Origin of the sequence: Chryseolinea lacunae (assembly GCF_016735595.1) — a bacterium.
Classification (GTDB): Bacteria; Bacteroidota; Bacteroidia; order Cytophagales; family Cyclobacteriaceae; genus Chryseolinea; species Chryseolinea lacunae.
Window position 1 is genome coordinate 245,687 of sequence record NZ_JAERRB010000008.1, and the last position, 18,906, is coordinate 264,592.

At 53.1% G+C, this 18,906-nt stretch carries 15 protein-coding genes; 4 read left to right on the forward strand and 11 right to left on the reverse strand.

Annotated features, from left to right (window positions below; translation table 11 throughout):
* Positions 1 to 19 precede the first annotated feature (19 nt).
* Positions 20 to 970, reverse strand: a complete 951-nt coding sequence (locus JI741_RS21850; protein WP_202013475.1) for an aldo/keto reductase — start codon at positions 968 to 970, stop codon at positions 20 to 22.
* A gap of 355 nt (positions 971 to 1,325) precedes the next feature.
* Between JI741_RS21850 and JI741_RS21855 the strand changes: the two genes are divergently transcribed.
* Positions 1,326 to 2,435, forward strand: a complete 1,110-nt coding sequence (locus JI741_RS21855) for a phytase (protein ID WP_202013477.1) — start codon at positions 1,326 to 1,328, stop codon at positions 2,433 to 2,435.
* Between the two features lie 37 nt (positions 2,436 to 2,472).
* Here the strand turns inward: JI741_RS21855 and JI741_RS21860 are convergent, their stop codons facing one another.
* Entirely contained in the window at positions 2,473 to 2,688 is a 216-nt protein-coding gene (locus tag JI741_RS21860) for a hypothetical protein (protein ID WP_202013479.1), read from the reverse strand.
* Positions 2,689 to 2,957: 269 nt separating this feature from the next.
* On the opposite strand from JI741_RS21860, the gene JI741_RS21865 reads away from it, so the two are divergent.
* Positions 2,958 to 3,890: a sugar phosphate isomerase/epimerase family protein gene (locus JI741_RS21865; protein WP_202013481.1), complete on the forward strand. Its 933-nt coding sequence runs from the start codon at positions 2,958 to 2,960 to the stop codon at positions 3,888 to 3,890.
* A 107-nt stretch (positions 3,891 to 3,997) separates the two neighbouring features.
* On the opposite strand, the gene JI741_RS21870 is transcribed toward JI741_RS21865, so the two are convergent.
* The 5 genes from JI741_RS21870 to JI741_RS21890 form a co-directional block, all read right to left on the reverse strand.
* Positions 3,998 to 7,108, reverse strand: a complete 3,111-nt coding sequence (locus tag JI741_RS21870; protein ID WP_202013482.1) for a PAS domain S-box protein — start codon at positions 7,106 to 7,108, stop codon at positions 3,998 to 4,000.
* A 254-nt stretch (positions 7,109 to 7,362) separates the two neighbouring features.
* A complete protein-coding gene (locus JI741_RS21875; protein WP_202013483.1) occupies positions 7,363 to 7,530 on the reverse strand; it encodes a hypothetical protein in 168 nt (55 codons plus the stop codon).
* A 41-nt stretch (positions 7,531 to 7,571) separates the two neighbouring features.
* Positions 7,572 to 8,006, reverse strand: coding sequence for a DUF6934 family protein (locus tag JI741_RS21880; protein ID WP_202013484.1), 435 nt, complete (start codon positions 8,004 to 8,006; stop codon positions 7,572 to 7,574).
* 398 nt (positions 8,007 to 8,404) lie between these two features.
* Positions 8,405 to 9,004, reverse strand: coding sequence for a gluconate 2-dehydrogenase subunit 3 family protein (locus JI741_RS21885; protein WP_202013485.1), 600 nt, complete (start codon positions 9,002 to 9,004; stop codon positions 8,405 to 8,407).
* Between the two features lie 22 nt (positions 9,005 to 9,026).
* Positions 9,027 to 10,730 carry a GMC oxidoreductase gene (locus tag JI741_RS21890; protein WP_202013488.1) on the reverse strand — a complete coding sequence of 568 codons (1,704 nt, stop codon included), beginning with the start codon at positions 10,728 to 10,730 and terminating at the stop codon, positions 9,027 to 9,029.
* Positions 10,731 to 10,991: 261 nt separating this feature from the next.
* Between JI741_RS21890 and JI741_RS21895 the strand changes: the two genes are divergently transcribed.
* Positions 10,992 to 11,336 carry a hypothetical protein gene (locus JI741_RS21895; protein ID WP_202013490.1) on the forward strand — a complete coding sequence of 115 codons (345 nt, stop codon included), beginning with the start codon at positions 10,992 to 10,994 and terminating at the stop codon, positions 11,334 to 11,336.
* A gap of 463 nt (positions 11,337 to 11,799) precedes the next feature.
* Positions 11,800 to 13,635, forward strand: coding sequence for a peroxidase family protein (locus JI741_RS21900; protein ID WP_202013492.1), 1,836 nt, complete (start codon positions 11,800 to 11,802; stop codon positions 13,633 to 13,635).
* A 114-nt stretch (positions 13,636 to 13,749) separates the two neighbouring features.
* Here JI741_RS21900 and JI741_RS21905 read toward each other — a convergent pair whose 3' ends face one another.
* The 4 genes from JI741_RS21905 to JI741_RS21920 form a co-directional block, all read right to left on the reverse strand.
* Complete coding sequence (locus JI741_RS21905; protein WP_202013494.1) at positions 13,750 to 14,049, reverse strand: VOC family protein; 300 nt, start codon at positions 14,047 to 14,049, stop codon at positions 13,750 to 13,752.
* 49 nt (positions 14,050 to 14,098) lie between these two features.
* Positions 14,099 to 14,806 carry a DUF4198 domain-containing protein gene (locus tag JI741_RS21910; protein ID WP_202013496.1) on the reverse strand — a complete coding sequence of 236 codons (708 nt, stop codon included), beginning with the start codon at positions 14,804 to 14,806 and terminating at the stop codon, positions 14,099 to 14,101.
* A gap of 81 nt (positions 14,807 to 14,887) precedes the next feature.
* The gene (locus JI741_RS21915) at positions 14,888 to 17,287 is read right to left on the reverse strand and encodes a TonB-dependent receptor (protein WP_202013498.1); all 2,400 of its coding nucleotides are present in this window, start codon (positions 17,285 to 17,287) and stop codon (positions 14,888 to 14,890) included.
* 461 nt (positions 17,288 to 17,748) lie between these two features.
* Positions 17,749 to 18,849 (reverse strand): AI-2E family transporter, encoded by a 1,101-nt coding sequence (locus JI741_RS21920; protein ID WP_202013500.1) that lies wholly within the window; start codon positions 18,847 to 18,849, stop codon positions 17,749 to 17,751.
* Positions 18,850 to 18,906 lie beyond the last annotated feature (57 nt).

Here is an 18,906-nt window from a genome sequence, read left to right on the forward strand (position 1 = left end):
TGTTCGTATACTAATCTGCCTACCACGCGCTCGCCGTATCCAGCGTGGCGATGGCGTCGGGTGACAGGCGCAGCGCCGTGGCCTTCACGAGCGACTGCAACTGCTCAACGCTGGTGGCGCTGGCAATGGGAGCCGTGACCGACGGACGTGCAATGAGCCACGCCAGGGCTACGCTGGCCGGTGTGGTGTCGTATTGCTTTGCCACCTGGTCGAGGGCTTGCAGAATTTTGAAGCCGCGCTCGTTCAGATATTTTTGCATGCCGCCACCGCGGGTACTTTTCGCGAAGTCGGCTTCGGAGCGGTACTTGCCTGTGAGGAAGCCTGCCGCCAATGAATAATAGTTTATTACGCCCAGCGCGTTCTCTTTGCAGATTGCTTCGAGTTCCTGTTCAAAACCTTCGCGTGCATAGAGGTTATATTCGGGCTGCAGAGTTTCATAGCGGGGGTAGCCGTGTTTTGCACTGGCCGCCAGTGCTTCGCGAAGACGGGCCGGCGAGAAGTTGGATGCACCGATGGCGCGCACCTTGCCGGCTTTCACCACTTGCGCATAGGCTTCCAGTGTTTCTTCAACGGGTGTGTCGGTAATGTCCCAATGGGTTTGATAGAGATCGATGTAGTCGGTTTGCAGGCGGAGCAGCGACGCGTCCACCGCTTTGAGGATGTAGGCTTTCGAAATGTCTTTCTTTCCCTGACCCATGTCGCCACCGCCTTTGCTGGCGATGACTACACTACTGCGGTTGTTGCGTGCACGCACCCAACGCCCGATGATGTTTTCGGATTCGCCACCGCTGTTGCCGGGTTTCCAGCGCGAATACACGTCGGCGGTGTCTATGAAGTTGAAGCCCGAGCCGACAAAGGCGTCGAGCAGTTCGAATGATTTATTTTCGTCGAGTGTCCAGCCGAACACGTTGCCTCCGAAGGTTAGGGGTGCTACGTGAATGCCGGATTTTCCAAGCGGTCGCTTTTCCATGAGTGATGACGGATTAAAAGTTGTTGTCTGTGACCATGAGTTAACTGGAATGCAACACACATCTGCATGTTGGTGGTTAAACACGGGCGAAGGTAAACAAGGTTCTTAAGGCAACGCGCGTTAGGCGCTTTCGTTCGAAACTTTTATTTCAACGGAACAAACGAACGATTGCACCGGAGCACATGCGCGACAGTGATTCGCGAAATGAATTTGAAAGGGTTGTCTTTTCCGGTCCGGGAGGGTTGGTGAACGCGGGGTTTTGCGGGCCTGATTTTTAAAGTATCTTCGCCTTTGTCCGTTGCCAACGCTTGCACTGGGATAGGTCTTGGTTGCGGGCATTACGTTGAAAATCACAATGAAAAAAAGTCTACTGCTCGCGCTTGTGTTCGCGCTTCCGTTTTCCTGTCGCCAAAGCACCTCGACCGATGCGTCGGTCGATCCCCCCTCGCCCAACGCCGTGCGCCCCCCGGTAATTACCGACACTGTGCCCTTCGACTCAGACGATGTGGCCCTTTGGCTGAACCCCGACAACCCGGAGCAAAGCCTCGTGCTGGGCACCGACCGAAATGCCAACGGTGGCCTCTATGCATTCGGCCTGCAAGGCAAGATGCTGAAAGATCTCACCCTGCCCCTCAAAGAACCCGGCAGTGTCGATGTGGCCTATGGCTTCCCGCTGGGCAACACAAAAGTTGACATCGCCGCCGTCACCGAAACACTCACTTCCAAACTGCGCATCGTAAGCTTACCCGACCTCAAGCCCATCGACGGCGCGGGCATCGACATGTTTGTGGGCGAGCAAGGTGAACACTTTCGCGAACCCCTGGGCGTGGCTCTCTACAAACATTCCACATCCGGAAAGTTCTATGCCTTTGTTACCCGCAAAAGCGGTCCAACCGATAGCACCTATGTGTGGCAATATTTACTGGAAGCAAAAGACGGCACCATAACGGCCACCGTTGCACGCAAGTTTGGAACGTTTAGCGCCAAGAAAAAAATTGATGCCATCGCGGTCGATGCCGAACTGGGCTATGTCTATTATGCAGACGAAGGCACCGGCGTGCGCAAGTACCATGCAGACCCGGATAAGGGCAACGCCGAACTCGCCTTGTTTGCCGGCGAAGGATTTGCCGGCGATCAGAAAGGTATTTCCATCTATAAAGTGAACGACGGCACAGGCTACATTCTCGTGTCGGACCAGCAGGCCCATCGCTTTCAAATCTTTCCCCGCGAAGGTGCACCCTCAAATCCGCATCAGCATACGCTCATCAAAACCGAAGAGCTCATCGCCCGTCACAGCGATGGTTCTGACGTGAGCAACGCCACACTCAACCCCACCTTTCAAGCGGGAATGTTTCTGGCTATGTCGGCCGATCGCACGTTTCAATTATATCGTTGGGAAGACATCGCTGTCAACCTGAAGATTGCGCCCAATGGTGTGCCCAGAGATACTGTTAAAAACATGTGACGCCTTCACGTCAGACATGCAAGGTGATTGACTCCATTCAATTCCTGCACATCAACACGCGATAGAACATCTGCACGCGCAGCAGATATTGATATCCTTTCAGGCGGCTGATACGACCCTGGCTGGCGGGATCCGAAATCGGAAACGTAAAGATGTTCTCGTCTCTCACGAAAGGTTCTGCATTGCCCGTCCAGAGTTTCGGTGTGGTGTCAACATATTGTTTGACCGCCAGCACCAGGCTGATCCGTTCCATACTTGTTGTTATTAAACCTCCTCATCACACATCAAAAATCATACACCTCATCCTCCCGCGTGTTAATGCGCTGAGAACTACCCATTATCAAGAAACAAACCGGCCCGGTGGGGAGATTGTTTCCGGGTTGAGAAGATTTATCTACTCACAACCACACACGCGCTCATCACCGCATAACTCCGGTGCCTGAAATTCGCTGCCCGGTCGGCATTTTTTTGTAGCTTGCTTCTGTGCCCAATGCACCCAACCGAAACCACAACCTTTACGCTATGACTACTCGCAGAGATGCCCTGAGAACCCTGGGATTGCTCACCGGCGCTGCGGCCCTTGCGCCACAGCTCGCCTTTTCGAAACCGGAAAAGAAAACCACTGGCACCTTCAAGTTCTGCCTGAACACCAGCACCATCAGCGGCCAGAAACCCGGCCTGCAAAAGTATATCGACATTGCCGCCCGCGCCGGCTACGACAGCCTGGAACTGTGGGTGCAGGATGTGAAAGCTTTCAAAGACTCAGGCAATTCACTGAAGACCCTTAAGAAAGTTCTCGACGATAGTCACCTTACCGTTGAAGACGCCATCGGCTTTGCCCCCTGGATGGTAGACGACGATGCACAACGCAAGCAGGGCTTTGCGCAAATGAAAGAAGAAATGTTGATGATGGCCGAGCTGGGATGCAAACGCATTGCCGCGCCGTCGTCGGGCGTGAAGAGCGACACTACACTCGATCTTTACAAAGTAGGCGAACGCTACAAGGCACTGCTTGACCTGGGGCGTGAAACCGGTGTGATGCCGCTGCTTGAATTCTGGGGATCGTCGCCCGTGTTCTATCATTTTGGACAGGCCCTCATGGCGGCGGCCGCAGCCAATGACCCCGATGCACGCATCCTTCCCGATGTGTATCACCTCTTCCGCGGTGGTTCGGGCTTCGACTGCCTCAAGATGGTGAGCGGTCACCTCATCGACGTGATTCACCTGAACGACTATCCCGGCAACATTGCGCGCACCGAGCAAAAAGATTCGCACCGCGTTTATCCTGGTGATGGCGTGGCGCCCCTGAAACAAATTCTCACCGACCTCGCCAACATGGGCGGCACCAAAGTGCTTTCGCTCGAACTGTTCAACGGCGACTATTGGAAGCAAGATGCCCTTGTGGTGGCTAAAACTGGTTTAGAAAAAATGAGGAAAGCTGTGGCATTGATCTAACCACACACATCCATCAGAAATACAAAAGCCAGGTTCTCAAAAAGAATCTGGCTTTCTTATTTTATCCTTACCTGTCTTCTGTCCAGGCATACATTCTTCTGCACGTTTCACAGTGAAGACTCCAATGCATCTATTTCCTCCTGCAAACCCCGGAGAAGCATGGCACTTTGTTTTTCGAAACGGAGGTAGAGGCTATCGTGGTTCTTGCCGGGCTCGGCATGAAGACGACGCGCAATTTCCTCAAGCGTGTGTTCAAATTCCTGATCGCCCAGGAGCCGCACCGACGTTCTTATTTTATGAAGCGTGTGATGATATTGTTCGGCGTCGCCCGTGGTTTTTAACAGCGTCACCGAGTGACGGGCTTCGTTCACGTTCTTCAGAATCATCACGGCCAGCTCGCGCTTAAATTCCGGGTTGCCTTCGGTGTAGAGGTCCAGGTCTTTCGACCAGGTGAGTGGTGCAGCCATCGCTTCGTGTTCCACTTCCACGATGTAGTGCGACAGCTTGGCGCGAAGGTCTTGCGGGTCGAAGGGTTTGCTGATGTAGTCGTTCATACCACAGTCGAAAGCCTTCTGGCGTATCTCCAGCATGGCCGAGGCGGTGAGGGCAATGATGGGCACGGTTTTGAAATAGGGATCGGCCATGTCCCTGATTTTGCGGGCGGCGGTGTAGCCGTCCATCACGGGCATTTGCAGATCCATGAGCACCAGTGAGTAGCCCTTGCGTTGTATGAACTCCAGGGCTTCCTGCCCGTTGCCGGCGAAGTCTACTTCAATGCCCCACTTCTTCAGGAAGTTGTTGGCCACCACCTGGTTCACACGGTTGTCTTCCACCAGCAACACTTTTGCTTTCAGGGCTTCGAGGTCGCGCACCACCACGGGGCCAACGACGGCAAAGGCGTCGGCGTCGCCCTCTTCCAGCACCACCACAACGGTGAACGTGGAGCCATAGCCCGGCACACTCTCCACCACAATGGTGCCGCCCATGAGGGCCACAATGCGCTTGGTGATGGCCAGTCCTAAGCCGGTGCCGCCATACTTGCGCGTGGTATCGGAACTGGCTTGCGAGAAGCTTTCGAAGATGTGGTCGATCTGATGTTTCTCTAACCCGATGCCACTGTCTTTCACACTCAGTGTGAGCCGGTGGCCGTTGTCTTGCCGCACCGCCGAAACATCGAGCACCACGTAGCCACGCTCGGTGAATTTGATGGCGTTGCCCACCAGGTTAGTCACCACCTGGTTGAGGCGCACGGGGTCGCCCTTCATCGTGCGCGGCACGTCGTCGTTATAGTGCAGGTCGAGGCGTATGTTTTTTTCCTGTGCCCGTTTGCCATACATGGTGGTGAGGTTGGTCAGCATTTCATAGAGGTTGAAGTGAATGCTTTCCAACGTGATCTTGCCCGCTTCAATTTTGCTGAAGTCGAGTATGTCGTTGATGATGCCCAGCAGGTTTTCGCCCGAGAACTTGAGCAGGCGCAGACTTTCCAACTGGTCTTCGCGCGGTTCGCTCTCGAGCAGGATGTTGGTGAGGCCGATCACAGCGTTCATGGGTGTGCGAATTTCATGGCTCATGGTAGACAGAAACTGCGACTTGGCCAGGGTTGCCTCTTCGGCTTTTTCTTTTGCTTCGATGAGGGCGATCTCGGCCTTCTTGCGGATGGTGATGTCGCGCGCGGCCGTCTGCACAGCCACCAGTGTGCCGTCGTCGTCAACGATGGGTTGGGTTGAGGCCTCTACCCACAAATAGCTTCCATCCTTCTTCTGCATGCGAAAGTGTGAGTGATGGTTCACTTCCTTGTGACTCGGTTTGTCTTTGGCCACCGACAGCGCGTCCGTCACATCGTCGGGGTGAATGAGGTAGAACCCGATCTGGCCAATCAACTCCGAAGGCTCATAGCCCAGCAGGTCGGTGACCGACGGCGACACGTAGGTGTACATGCCGTCGGGACTTTGCAGGGCGATGAAGTCGGATGTGTTTTCGGATACCAGGCGATATTTGCGTTCGCTGTCGGCGAGTGCTTCTTCGGCCTGTTTGCGGTCGGTAATGTCGCGGTTGATGGCCTGGATGCCGACAATGTTTCCCTGATCATCAACAATGGGATTGGAGTGGGCTTCCATCCACACATAGTGACCGTGCTTATGCCGAAGACGGAAATAGGGATTGGTCACTTTCTTTCCTTTCGCGGCAATGTCGCTGGGCACTTCCAGCCGCGCCACATCGTCGGGGTGAACAAGTTCGATGCCCGCGCGGCCCACCAGTTCTTCGGGCTCGTAGCCCAACACCCGCGTGATGGCCGGCGACAGGTATTCAAATTTATTGTCGAGCGAAAACATGGCAATGATGTCCTGCGAATTTTCCGACAGCAGCCGGTGCAGGCGTTCGCTCTTTTCCAGGTTGGTTTGCAGGGCCAGGGTGTAGTCGAGATAGGACTTCACTTCTTCCTGCGACGCCTGCAACTCTTCGTTCATGGCGCCCAGCGAACTATTGGAATCCTGCAGGTCTTCGTTTGCCTTGCGCAGGTCGCGTGTCTTCTCTTCGACGGTTGTTTCGAGGGTGTCGTTGGCGCGTTGCAGCGAAGCGATGAGCTGATGATTTTGTTCCTGCACACGCTGAATGGTGATGAACGCCAGCAACGACGTGATGGCGATGAGCACAAGCGAACTATACACCAGCCATTCCGTTGACGTGGTGATGTTTTTCAACTGCGCCTGCCGCGCCTTCAGCAACCCCGACTCGCGCGCGTCGATGTGCTCGATGGCGTCGTTCATCTGTTGTCGTGCCTCGCTGGAGGCGCGAAACGAATTACCCGAAAACACAGTGGCCGCCGAGTCGCTCCCCCCGCGAAATGCAAGCTCGATGTCGCGAAGGCGTCGATCAACAATGGGCACAATGGTGGTGGCGATGAAGGCCTTCTGCACGGCATTGTCGGCGGTGAGCTGGCGAACGTCTTCGAGCTTTTCTGTGAGGCTGTCGGTGGCCTGCCGGTAGGCGCGGCTATAGGAGGTGTCGCCTGTGATGAGGAAACCACGCTGGTTGGTTTCCACGTCGTTGAAATGCGCCAAGACGCGATACGATTCGTGGATGACCTTGCCGGTATGGTCCACCCAAAACTGGGCTTCACGCTTTTCGAGATAACCATAGTAGGCCACCACCGACGTGATCACACAAAGGCCGAACGACAAAATCAAAAGCTTCTTGACCGTATCTGCTTTCTTCATCTCACATTCTTCTTTAGGAAACCGAATACATGATTTCAACAACCACCCCGCGGATGCCGTCTGCCCTGCTACAAACATTTCATGGTTGGGAAACCGTTATGCGTCACCCCGACGCACACATCACCAATGAATTAAAAATCCCGGCCACCCAAAATGAGACCAGAAACGGAATAGCAAGAAAACGAGCTAGTTGAAAATTAGGAAAAGATTGGGGAATTGGCAAGGGGAATAAACGGAGTGGGCGGTTTGGCGCTTCACAATTTCATAAAAGCATCCCAGTCGAAGTTCTGCAGATATTTCTTTGTTTCCTCAGCCTTCTTCAACACATAGGGGTCGTTCAGATAACGATTCGCATCTTCCTTAGACATGAACCGCTTCTTGTTAGCTTTCACAGAAGGATTTTTTGATGCTGGTTTGTTCATACTGCCGTATTTACATTAAAGTTAGCAATTTCAAAGGGCCTTTACCATGAAGCCATCATAATTTTGATTTTTCCGAAAGACTTCTCCTTCACACCTACCAAACCAAACACGCGATACCTTGATTGTATTGCTGCTAGATTATTGGAAATCATCATCCGATACAGTCTGTTTCTGGCCGGGGTGTTTCCGCGTGCTACAACGTAGGCGTCGCGATGGTACTCACAAAATACATCAACCGAACGCGCAACGGTCGCCAACACTTTGTCTCGGTCACCATTTTCTGTAATCGCATCATCTCTCAATTGTCTTGTCTCACTGTCTACTTCCCCAAGCGACAAATTAAATACTTGTATCGGCTCAGCCTGCACAAGTCTATACGTAATATTTTTGAGGATCCTGCCACGGCGCCCCACACTATAAAATGTGTACGACAAATGCTCATCGTCAGGACGAATCGAATAGTACGACAAGTTCATAACAACGTCATTAATAATGGGACAACAAACGACTGTTGTACAAGAATAGTCGCTCACACTGAAAAAATCTTGCAGTCTAAATATCGGGCTATGCGAGTTGTGTCCGTATCCTTACTGTGCGTGTCTCCTTCACAGCACTGTGCAGGTGTCTTCCTCAACCTGTGCACTTCTCCTTCACAGTACTGTGCGTGTCTTGTCCACAGGCTGTGCGTGGTGTTCGCTACGGTAAGGGTAGAAATAGTTTGCCGGGCTGGTGTTCCGGAAAATGCAGGGCGGGTAATTTTGTATTTCCCGGCAAGGGTAAAAATGGATATTCCAAAAACAAAGAAGCCCAACACCAACACCCCTTGTGCCAGTATTGAGCTTCTGTTTTTAAAGCTTGTGAAATGTCTATGCGTTTATGTTGCCCAGGTTTTTCCGTTGCCGGCTTCTTTCAGGGGGATGCAGCCTTTGTATGATCCGGGCACGGCTTCGTATTGGAGCACTTGGGTGGCGCCTGGTTTTGAGGTGAAGAAGCCCAGCAGGGTCAGCTCTTTGGTCATGAGAATGAAGGAGCGTTTGGGTGCGGGCTTGCCGGGTTCGGGCTTGCGGTTGCGTTCTTCTTCTACGGCTGCATCGTGGATCTTTTTCACGAAGGCGGCTTGTTGTTCGGGACTCAGTTCGATGAAGATGTCGCCGTGTTCCTGTTTGGCGGCGGCGTCAAATTCTGCGAGGCCTTTGGTGTAGTGCTCCTGGGTGTCGGCGTCGTAGACGTCTTTCAGCATCAGGTCGATGAAGGCGGGCACGCCGGTTTCGGAGGCTCCGGGGGTGTCGGTCTTGGGAATAATGATGTCGGCCACGAGGCTCACCAGGGTGCCCTGCGGTTCGGTCAGGAACACGGGCTTCCAGTTGATGGTGGGCTTGGCTGCGCAGCCGTTCAGGATGCCCATGATGGCCGGTGCGGACACCATGCCGCCCATCATGAGGGCTGTGCGCTTCAATGCTTCTCTGCGATCCATAGTAAATGTTGAATGGGTTCGGTTAAATGTTTTGCTTTTTCAGTTCGCTCACAGCGTGGTCTACCGCGCGGGCGGTGAAGGCCATGTAGCCGAGCGATGGATTGTGACAGGCCGATGATGCCATGAACGAGCCGTCGGTGACGTACACATTCTTGCAGGCATGCACCTGGTTAAATTTGTTGAGCACCGATGTCTTCGGGTCTTTGCCCATGCGGGCCGTTCCCATTTCGTGGATGCCAAGACCGATGCCGGTTTCGCGGTCGTAGGGCGTCACGTTTTTGAAGCCCGCGGCGGTGAGCATTTCTACGGCATCGCCCGACATGTCTTTGCGCATCTTTATTTCGTTGTCGCGCAAGATGGCGTCGAACGTTAAGGTGGGCAAGCCGTGTTTGTCTTTCACTTCTTTATTGATCTTCACATAGTTGTCGTGGTTGGGCAAGATCTCGCCGAAGCCCCCCATGCCCACGGTCCACTTGCCGGGCGACGATATGGCGGCTTTCAGTTCGGCACCAAGGCCAAGTTCTTTCACCTGTGCTGCCCATCCCTGACGGCTGGCCGATCCCTGGTAGCCGAAGCCGCGGATGTAGTCGCGTTTGTCGGTGCCATAGTTTCTGTAGCGTGGAATGTAGAAGCCGTTGGCTCTGCGGCCAAAGTAATATTGATCGCCATAGCCTTCCACTTCGGCGCTGGCGCCCACGGCCAGGTGATGGTCCATGATGTTGTGGCCCAGTTCGCCGCTGTCGTTTCCAAAGCCGTTCTGAAAACGGTTGGAGATGGAGTTCATCATGATGAAGGCGGAGCCGAAGGTGGATGCACAGAGGAATATCACTTTGGCAAAGAAGTCTTCCGTTTTGCCGGTCTCGGCATCGAGCACGCGCACGCCGGTGGCTTTGCCCTTCTTCTCGTCGTAGATCAGTTCATAGACGATGGAGTTGGGGCGCAGCGTCATGTTGCCGGTTTTCTCTGCCGCGGGGAGCGTTGACGAGTTGCTGCTGAAGTAGCCACCATAAGGGCACCCGCGCGAACACAGGTTGCGATACTGACACGTGCCGCGTTGCGGGCTGTGTGGTAGCGGTGCCGTGGCGTGGGCCACGCGGCCGATGGTGAGGAGGCGGCCGAATTTATCTTTCAATGATTTCTTGAGGTCGATCTCCACGCAGTTCAACTCCATGGGAGGAAGAAACTGGCCGTCGGGAAGCTGGGGTATGTTTTCTACCTGACCGCTCACGCCTACGAATTTCTCCACGTAGTCGTACCACGGTTCGATTTCTTTATAACGCACGGGCCAGTCCACGGCGATGCCGTCTTTGGCGTTGGCTTCAAAATCGAGGTCGCTGAGGCGGTAGCTTTGGCGGCCCCACATGATGGAGCGACCGCCCACGTGATAGCCCCGCATCCAGTCGAAGCGGTTTGTTTCGGTGTAGGGGTTTTCGAGGTCGTTCACAAACCAGTGCTTGGTGCTTTGCGACACCGTGTAGCCGGTGCGAGCCTGCTTGGCTTGTTGTTTCAGATCTTCCTGCGTGGGCTTGCCGCCGTAGGCGATGTCCCAGGGATCTTTTGTGGCTGTAGGGTAGTCGGGGTGCTTCACCATTCTGCCGCGTTCCAACACCAGGGTCTTGAGACCCTTTTCGGTAAGTTCCTTTGCGGCCCAGCCGCCACTGATGCCCGTGCCCACCACAATAGCGTCGTAGGTGTTCTGCTTTTCAGCCTCTGTGTTCAAGTTCATGCTCCAATATAATGTTTGCCTAAAATTATAGTTTTCAATCGATTTAAACAGCAAATTATATGAAAGGCGAACAATATTGCACAGAGCACACGCCGCGCCCCGAAGAGCCCTTTTCGGATTTTATGGATGGCAGAATACGGTGGCGGACGGGAGAGCATGACTGCCGTGCGGCCCCCTACCCGCTTGCACCTTTGCAATTCTACGGTCCACTTCTACCTTTGAATCGGAATTAGAAACGGCTGAAAATCCCGGAGCGGTTTTATGTATAGTTATGCCCTTCGTCCAGAATATGGTGGCCAGAATCTTTTGCTGGAGTTCAGAGATGGCGTGGAGAACGACAGCTTCCTGCCCGATCTGTTCAGGACGTTTGCCGAACTGAATTTCGTTCACACCTCCATCACCGATCTTTGGATGAACGACGAGGTGTTGTTTGCCATCACATCGTCGGTGGGAGACTTCACGCTTTCGAAAGACATCTGGAACCTCGCCTTCATCACGGCAGAAAATAATCAGGCGGGAATTCTTGCACTGGATGCCTGTCTTCAACGCTCCGGCATCTTCGAGAAGGTGGATGTTGATTTTGATGCGTATCGGTTGGAGCCGTAACGACCCGGGAGTTCTTTCATAAGTCGGTGCTTTGGCGCGGATAATCCAGAGATAACCCACAGATGAAGCAGTAATAACCCAGAGATAATCCAGTCTTATAAAGATGTGGATTATCTGCTGGTCATCACTACGTAAAATCTTTGGCAGTACTGCGTCGTGATTCGAGTTGTGTCAACTTCGTTCCCCCTACCCGATAACCGGTATATCACACCACCATTCCCAAGAAACACCATCAACTCTTTTGATTCCATAAGCGAATAGCATATTTTAGATTCATAGAGCCCATCTAAGCAGCAGAGGAAATCTCGATTGCCGGATGGGCTCTTTGTTTTATGCTGTATGCTTACGTGCTGTTCGGCTCGTGTCGTTGTCCGGGAATCTGTTGCCACGCCGATGGCCACGCCTCATCTCCTACTTCGCTGGATTGTATCGTACAATTATTTTATAACCAAACCGTAATGCTATGCCTCCCAAAAAAACACCCTCCAGGAAGCGCGCTGCGAAGAAAACAGCGTCAAAGAAAGTGAGCAACACCGATGAGGTGAAAGAACCCGACATCTCGAAAGTTTCGGAGCATGTTGAACAGCTCTTCAAAACGTTTTCCACGAAACAAACCGACAATCCGCATCCGCTCAGAAAGAATGATCTGGAACAACGCATGATCGAGTTTGATGTGAAGTTCGCAGGCGATTCCAAAAAGATTCTGTCCAGCATCAACCGCATCGATCCTCGTCCGACACTCGCCGCCACACGGCTTCCCGAAGATGTGAAGAAAACACTTGAAGCCCTGAAGCCGGGACACAAACGCTTTCATGGTGCCAAGGTTTCGCTTGCCTGGTTCCCTTTCCCCTCGGTGTTCTCGCGCTGCGCCGACAAGTTTGGTTACATCACACCACTCTCGGTGCGCAACGCCACCAAGCTTCCCTTCAATTTCACCAACCAGGTGTTGCTGGGTGAACTGGGAGGCATGATGGGCGACCCCGGTCGCGATCCCTCAGGCGATTCGCTCATGCCTTCGGGGTTCACCTACTTCGGTCAGTTTGTCGATCACGACATCACGCTGGATGTGTCGTCGTCGCTGGAGTCGGAGCAGGATGCCAACACCATCAACAACATGCGAACGCCGGCGCTCGACCTGGACTCGCTCTATGGTAGAGGTCCGGCATTGGATCCGTTTCTGTATGCGTTCCCTACGAGCGATCCCCCTACGGCCATCCGGTTTCAGTTAGGAACAAACTCAACGGGCCCTGGCCCGGGTGGCCCCGGCGGTGCGGCGGGTTTCCCGGGCATGGTCACACAAACCAACTTCGATGTTCCGCGCATGCACAATCCACTCGATCCGCCCTCGTCGTCGAACACGGCCATCATCGGCGATCCGCGCAACGACGAGAATTTGATTGTCGTGCAGTTTCATCATGCCATGCTGAAGTTTCACAACAAGGTGGTAGACCTGCTGGTGGTGGCCGGATTCTCGGGCGACATTTTTGTGGAAGCGAAGAAGATTGTTACGCAACATTATCAGTGGGCCGTGGTGCACGACTTTCTCAAACGCATCTGTGGCACACCGGCGGTGAACAATGCTTTGTCGGGGGTGTCCGCGCCTATTGGCAGCGCGTTCCGCATGCCGGTGGAATTTTCGGTGGCCGCCTATCGCTTCGGGCACAGCATGATCCGCGATCAGTATTGGGTGAATTTCAATTTCCCCTTTGCGTCGCTTGCCCAGGTGTTTCAGTTTAACAGAAATCCAAACCTTCCAGTCTTGTCAAGCTGGGTGGTCGACTTCAATGCTTTCTTCGACACGGGCATTTCTGTTCCCATTCACAACAAGGCGAAGAAGATCGACAGCTTCCTGGCCAGTGGATTGGAAAGCATTCCCGGCGGCAGCGGCATCATGGCCATACTCGCCACCCGAAACCTGCGCAGAGGACTCGCACTAGGTTTGCCCAGTGGCCAGGGCATGGCCAATCACTTCGGCATCGCGCCTCTTACTGCAACGGAATTGAAACAAGGGTTGCTACCCGACGAGATTGCCGTGCTGGATTCCAACGGCGGCCTTCTTCTTAGCAAGACACCGTTGTGGTATTACATTCTGCGCGAGTCGGCTGTGCAAAAAGATGGTGAGCAGTTGGGTGATGTGGGGGCCAAGATTGTGGCCGATACGTTTGTCAGGATTTTGAAACGGGATGGTAGTTCTTTCCTGAATGTTTCGGGCGGGTTCACGCCGATGTTGCCGTCGGTGACGCCGGGAGATTTTACGTTGGCCGATCTGGTGATTTTTGCCGGGGTGACGCAGCCGTGATTGTGTGTGGTCTCTTACTTAACAGACAGGCCATCTTGGGGGATGGCCTGTTTTTTTTGTTTCAGTCGGAGACTGATAAGATGGTGGGCACGGGTTGCAAACCCGCGCCAGTGCTTATCTGAATTGGGCGAACTTCAGGAGGTTTTGATCGGGGTCGGTGGCGTAGAATTCTTTGATGCCCCAGGGTTTGTCTTCGAGGTCGCCTTTGGGGTGCACGATGCCAACGCGTTCGCAGTGTTCGAACAAGGTTTCGATTTCGGTGACGTGGAAATAGACACTGGAGTTTTGGGGTATGGCCGGATCGTGGCAAAGCCATAGGTGAAGTTCGATGGTGTCTTTGGTGAGGATGAGAAGACCATCGTATTCGCGCCTGGTGGTGAAGCCTAGTTTGCGTTCATGACCGTTTGAGGTCAAGGGAAGGTAGTTGGGGGATTGCTTTTGAGATCATTTATAACAATCGGGGTTACTTCACGTCTATGCGCAGGGTGGCGCAACGCCAGATGGATTCGTAGGGCTTGTCGAAGTGATTGCCTTTTTCTTCGGTTGTGTAGAATCCTTCCAGTGCATACCATCCTTTTCCCTGCAACTCAAAATTAGCCACGCCGTTTTCGTCGGTGTGAAAATTCTTGCTCCAACCCGAAGGCGTGGAAACGGTGATGGTGATTTTTGCGGCAGGCTGTCCTTTGTAGAATGCTTTAACAATGCCTTGTTTTCCTTTGGCGTCTTTGCCTGGCTCGAGGTAGAGTTCATTTGCAGGTATTGCCTTCGCGTTGCCGATGGTTGAACTCTTCACTGCGACCACTGCCGAAGCGTTGAATTGATAGACGGTTGTGCCGTCAATTTCGCGGGCGCTGTGTCCTACGGTGAGAACGTATGTGCCTTCCTTGTCGGGGGTGAATGATGCGACAAAGGCTTTGTCTGCAGACTTATAAGTAAGTTGCTTTTTGGTGCCGTCGGGTGTGGTGAGCCAAAGTGCGAAGGTGTTCACATCAGAATACCATTTGTCTGTAGCTTCAAATTCTTTCTCGGCATATTCTCCATAGAATATTTTCACTTCCTGTTCCTTCCCCAGGATGCCTTCACCCTTTGTTTCAATCCAAAGCGCATGGGCAAACCCGGCCGACACGTGTGCAAAAATCAGCAATGCAATTAAGTATAGTCTTTGTCTCATGGTTGTAAAAGGTTTGGGCATAGACCCGATGTCTATGCCCGTTGAATGTTTACGAATGTGTTTTATGAATACTGATCATGTCTAGAATTTGTAGCTCACCGACAGTCGGAAGTTGCGTGGTGCTTCGGTTTGCCAGCTATAGAGCGGCGACGCAACACCATCGGCATCTGTCATCCAGCTTTCGTATGAGCCGCTATAGAGGTATCTGTTCAACACGTTAAATACATTGACCCCAATTCTCACACGGTCTTGCTCCCAGAACAACCCTGCATCCAATTTGAAATAATCTTTCATCTCCTTAGTGGGATCGGGTGCTGCCTCCCAATAGGTGGCGCGATCCAGCAACGCGGTGTATCCGCCCGAAACTCCGATTCCTTTCAGTGCACCACTTTGTATTTTATAGGTGAGCCATGTGTTCACAGTATGCTTTGCAAAGCCTGGCACCAGCGAACCGGCTTCCGGGTAGGTAACGCCTTCGGCCACTTTAATAACGCGTGAATCGGTGTAGGCATAGTTGGCGATCAGGTTAAGACCGGGCAGGATTGTTCCGCGAAGATCGAACTCGATTCCCTTTGCGCGCTTCTGGCCCAGCTCGATGCTCAACCCTGAATTGGGGTTGGTGGGATCGGCGGTGAGTTCGTTGTTCTTCAGAATGTAGTAGGCCGACAAGGTGGTGTTCCATCCGTTCAGCCAATCTTTCTTAATGCCCACTTCCATGTTGTTTCCGGTGATGGGTTGAACTTTGCCACCGCCTCTCAGCACGCCTGTTTGCGGAATGAAAGCCTGGTCGTAGAGCGCATAGACGGAAATTTGTTTGTTGACAGACACACTCAACCCCGCGCGCGGCGTGAAGTGTTTGGCTTTATCGGGCGAACCGCCGTAGGCCGACTGACTCAAGTCGGTGTAGCGACCTGCCAGCGTGAGGCGCACACGGTTTTCAAGAAAGCCCAGCTCATCCTGAAGGTATGCACTGTAGTATTGCTGATTCAGAAGTCCCGAAGACAGCTGTGCGCGTTGTGCCAGCGGCGTGGTGCGATCGAAGTTGGGAAAGCCCGTGATGGGAACGCCGAGGTAGGGATTGGCGGGATCAAAGGGATTGTCTATCGAATCGAGGTTGAACGATTGTCCCCAGTCGGCCATGTATTCTTTTCTCGCGATGTCCAGTCCACCCAAAATTCTGTGGCGCACGGATCCCGTGTTTACTTCGCCATTCACAAACAGCTGCGCCATCGACATGTTGCTCTTGGCATCCCAGACGCCGATGTTCCGCACATAGGTTCCATCCTGATTCACAACGGTGGGCCACATGGACGTGCCTACCTGGCCGTAGATGAAGCGCGCCACCTGCGCCGTGAGCTTCCAGTTCTCGTTCAGATCGTGCTGCAGGTTCAGGTAGAAGCTGTGATCGTTAATGGCCGTGCCCGGCATGCCCGCGGGCAAGGTGGTGTAGTCGACGGGAAACGACTCGTAGCCTTCTTTTGAAAAGACATAGAACGAACCGACGTTGCTCATGTTGGCGCGCTGGTAGTTATACTCGAACGTGAGCTTTGTGCTTTCGTCAACTTGATAGGAAATAACCGGGGCGATCACATAACGATCGTTGTATTCGTTGGCGCGGTGCGAGTTCTTGTTTTGTGCAGAAAGATTTAAGCGATACAACACGCGGCCGTCTTTGCTCAGCTTACCATCAAGGTCGAGCGTTGTTCTGAAAAGCCCGTAGCTTCCGGTGGTGAGAGACGCTTCTCCTTTTGTGACGCCGGTGGGTTTCTTTGTCACCACGTTATAGAGTCCGGAGGGATCGCCGCTCGAGAGCATGAAGCCGGCGGGGCCTTTCACAAATTCGATGTGGTCTACAAAACTCATGTCTTCGGTGAGCGGGCCCCAATAGGAGTTCACCACGTTGAAGCCATTGCGAAACGCCTGGATCTGCGAGCCGCGTGCGCTGATGTTGGCATAGAGGTCGCCCCAATGTTCTGAACGAACCGCGCCGCTAACGTTGCGTATCAGACCGTCGCTCATGCTGATGACCTGCTGGTCTTTCAGCACTTCGCCGGTCACGATCTGGATGTTTTGAGGTGTCTCCAAAAGCGAAGACTGAAGACGGAGGCTCGACGAAGCCACATCGGCTTTGTAGCGATCGCGCTCGCCGCTCACCACAATCTCGGAGAGTTGTGCAGAGGTTTCGTTGAGCACAAAGGCCACGGTGGCGGTTTCGCCTTCGCGCACGTCAACGGGCTGTTCAACGGGATTAAATCCCACGAAGCTGGCCACAATCACATGGCTTCCGGCAGTCACCTTGCGGATCTCGAATTTGCCATGGCTGTCGCTGGTCGTTCCTTTGTTCACTCCTTTCACGGCAACGTTCACGTGCTCTGCAGGCTTGCCGTCGGAAGTCGAAACCGTGCCCTTAATAATTCCGGTTTGCGCATACGCGAAGCCGGCGAGGAATATAAAGACCAGTGTTGTAAAGAGTTTATTCATAGTATAAAAGGGGGTTAATGTGTGTATTCCGTTAGCGTTAGACTTTTGTGGCGACCGGTGCTTCATTACATTCCAACAAAAGCAATCACCGAAGAGGCCGCGACTGATGGGTCGTTGGCAACATCACCGCAAATGTAGTCCGGCCTCAAAGCGCTTGTCAATCACTCCTTAAGGGCTTTTTTAACTCACTTGTAGAGGGTAGGTAGATATGCTTTCACAGGGTATGTCGCGGGCGGCAACGGCAAATGCAATCCAACTAAAGAAATGATTATGCCTCAGGGACAATCGATTTCAAGGTGAAATGGAGAATGATGACGATGGTGAAGAAACCGTCGGGCCAGAAAATGGCGTGGCCTTTGAACCAGAAAAATCCAGTTGGTGGTTGCTCTGGGTTGGGCGGTGTTCAAAAATAGTTTGTGAAGGTCTTATGTTTCCGCGCGGTTACCTGTCGCATTGGAACATCACTTCGTCTTCGCGCGCGACTTTGCCTTCGGCTTCAGGGTGATCGTTGGCTTGTCGGGCTGCTCGTCGCCCAACAATAGTCCGAAGGGCTTAAGGGCTTCTACCCTGTCGAAGATCACTTTCAGAATTGCCGTGAACGGGATGGATAAAAACATGCCCGTCACTCCCCAGAGGGCGCCACCCATCAACACCACCAGGATGGATATGAATGCATTGAGTTTTACTTTCGACGCTACGATGCGCGGCACCAGAAAATTATTGTCGACAAATTGAACCAGCAAATAGCCCACAAGCACCCACAGCGCATCCGACGGTTCGCCGGTGGCCACCGCCATGAGCACCGACAGTGCAATGGCAACCACGCCTCCAATGTAGGGAATGAGGTTGAGCAGGGCACCAATCAATCCCAACAGAATGGCATACTCCACACCGATGATGAGCAACACCATAGAATTGAGCACGGCCACAATCACGGCCTCTACCGACAGCCCCACCAGGTAGCTTTGCACCAGGCCTTTTGTTTCGGCAAGCACTTCGGCTACTACATCCTTCTCGCCATTCTTGAACAGCTGGGCGATGAATTCCATGAAGAGGGATTTATAAAACAAGATCAGGAAGGTATAGACCGGGAGGATGAACAGTACAAACAATCCTGAAAGCGCGCCGATGGTTTTGCCGAGAATGGCCGAGCCATCAACACCCTTTTTGGCGTCGGCAATATAGGCCTGCATCTTTTTCTCACTGATGTGAAACGTTTCAGAGATCCATTGGCTGATGTTGCCTTCGAGTGTGGTGAGGTTCTTTTTAAACTCGGGAAGCGAGTCGCTGAACTTGGCGATCTGAGAACCAATGAAATATCCGACAATAGCAGAAATGGCCGTGATGAGCAACAGCGCCAGGGCAATTGACAAAATACGGTTCAACCCTTTTCTCACCAGAAACTCCACCACGGGATTGAGCAGGATGGCAATCACCAGCGCCAGGGCTGCCGGGATGAGGATGTCTTTGCCGATATACAGAATGTAGAAGAAGCCGATGATGCCGAGTATGATCTGGGCGAGCTTGGCATACACGGGAAGCTTTACTGAGGAGTGTTCCATAGCGTAGGGCAGGTTTGGGATGCAACGATTCGGATGGTATAAACTTCGGCGTTCATA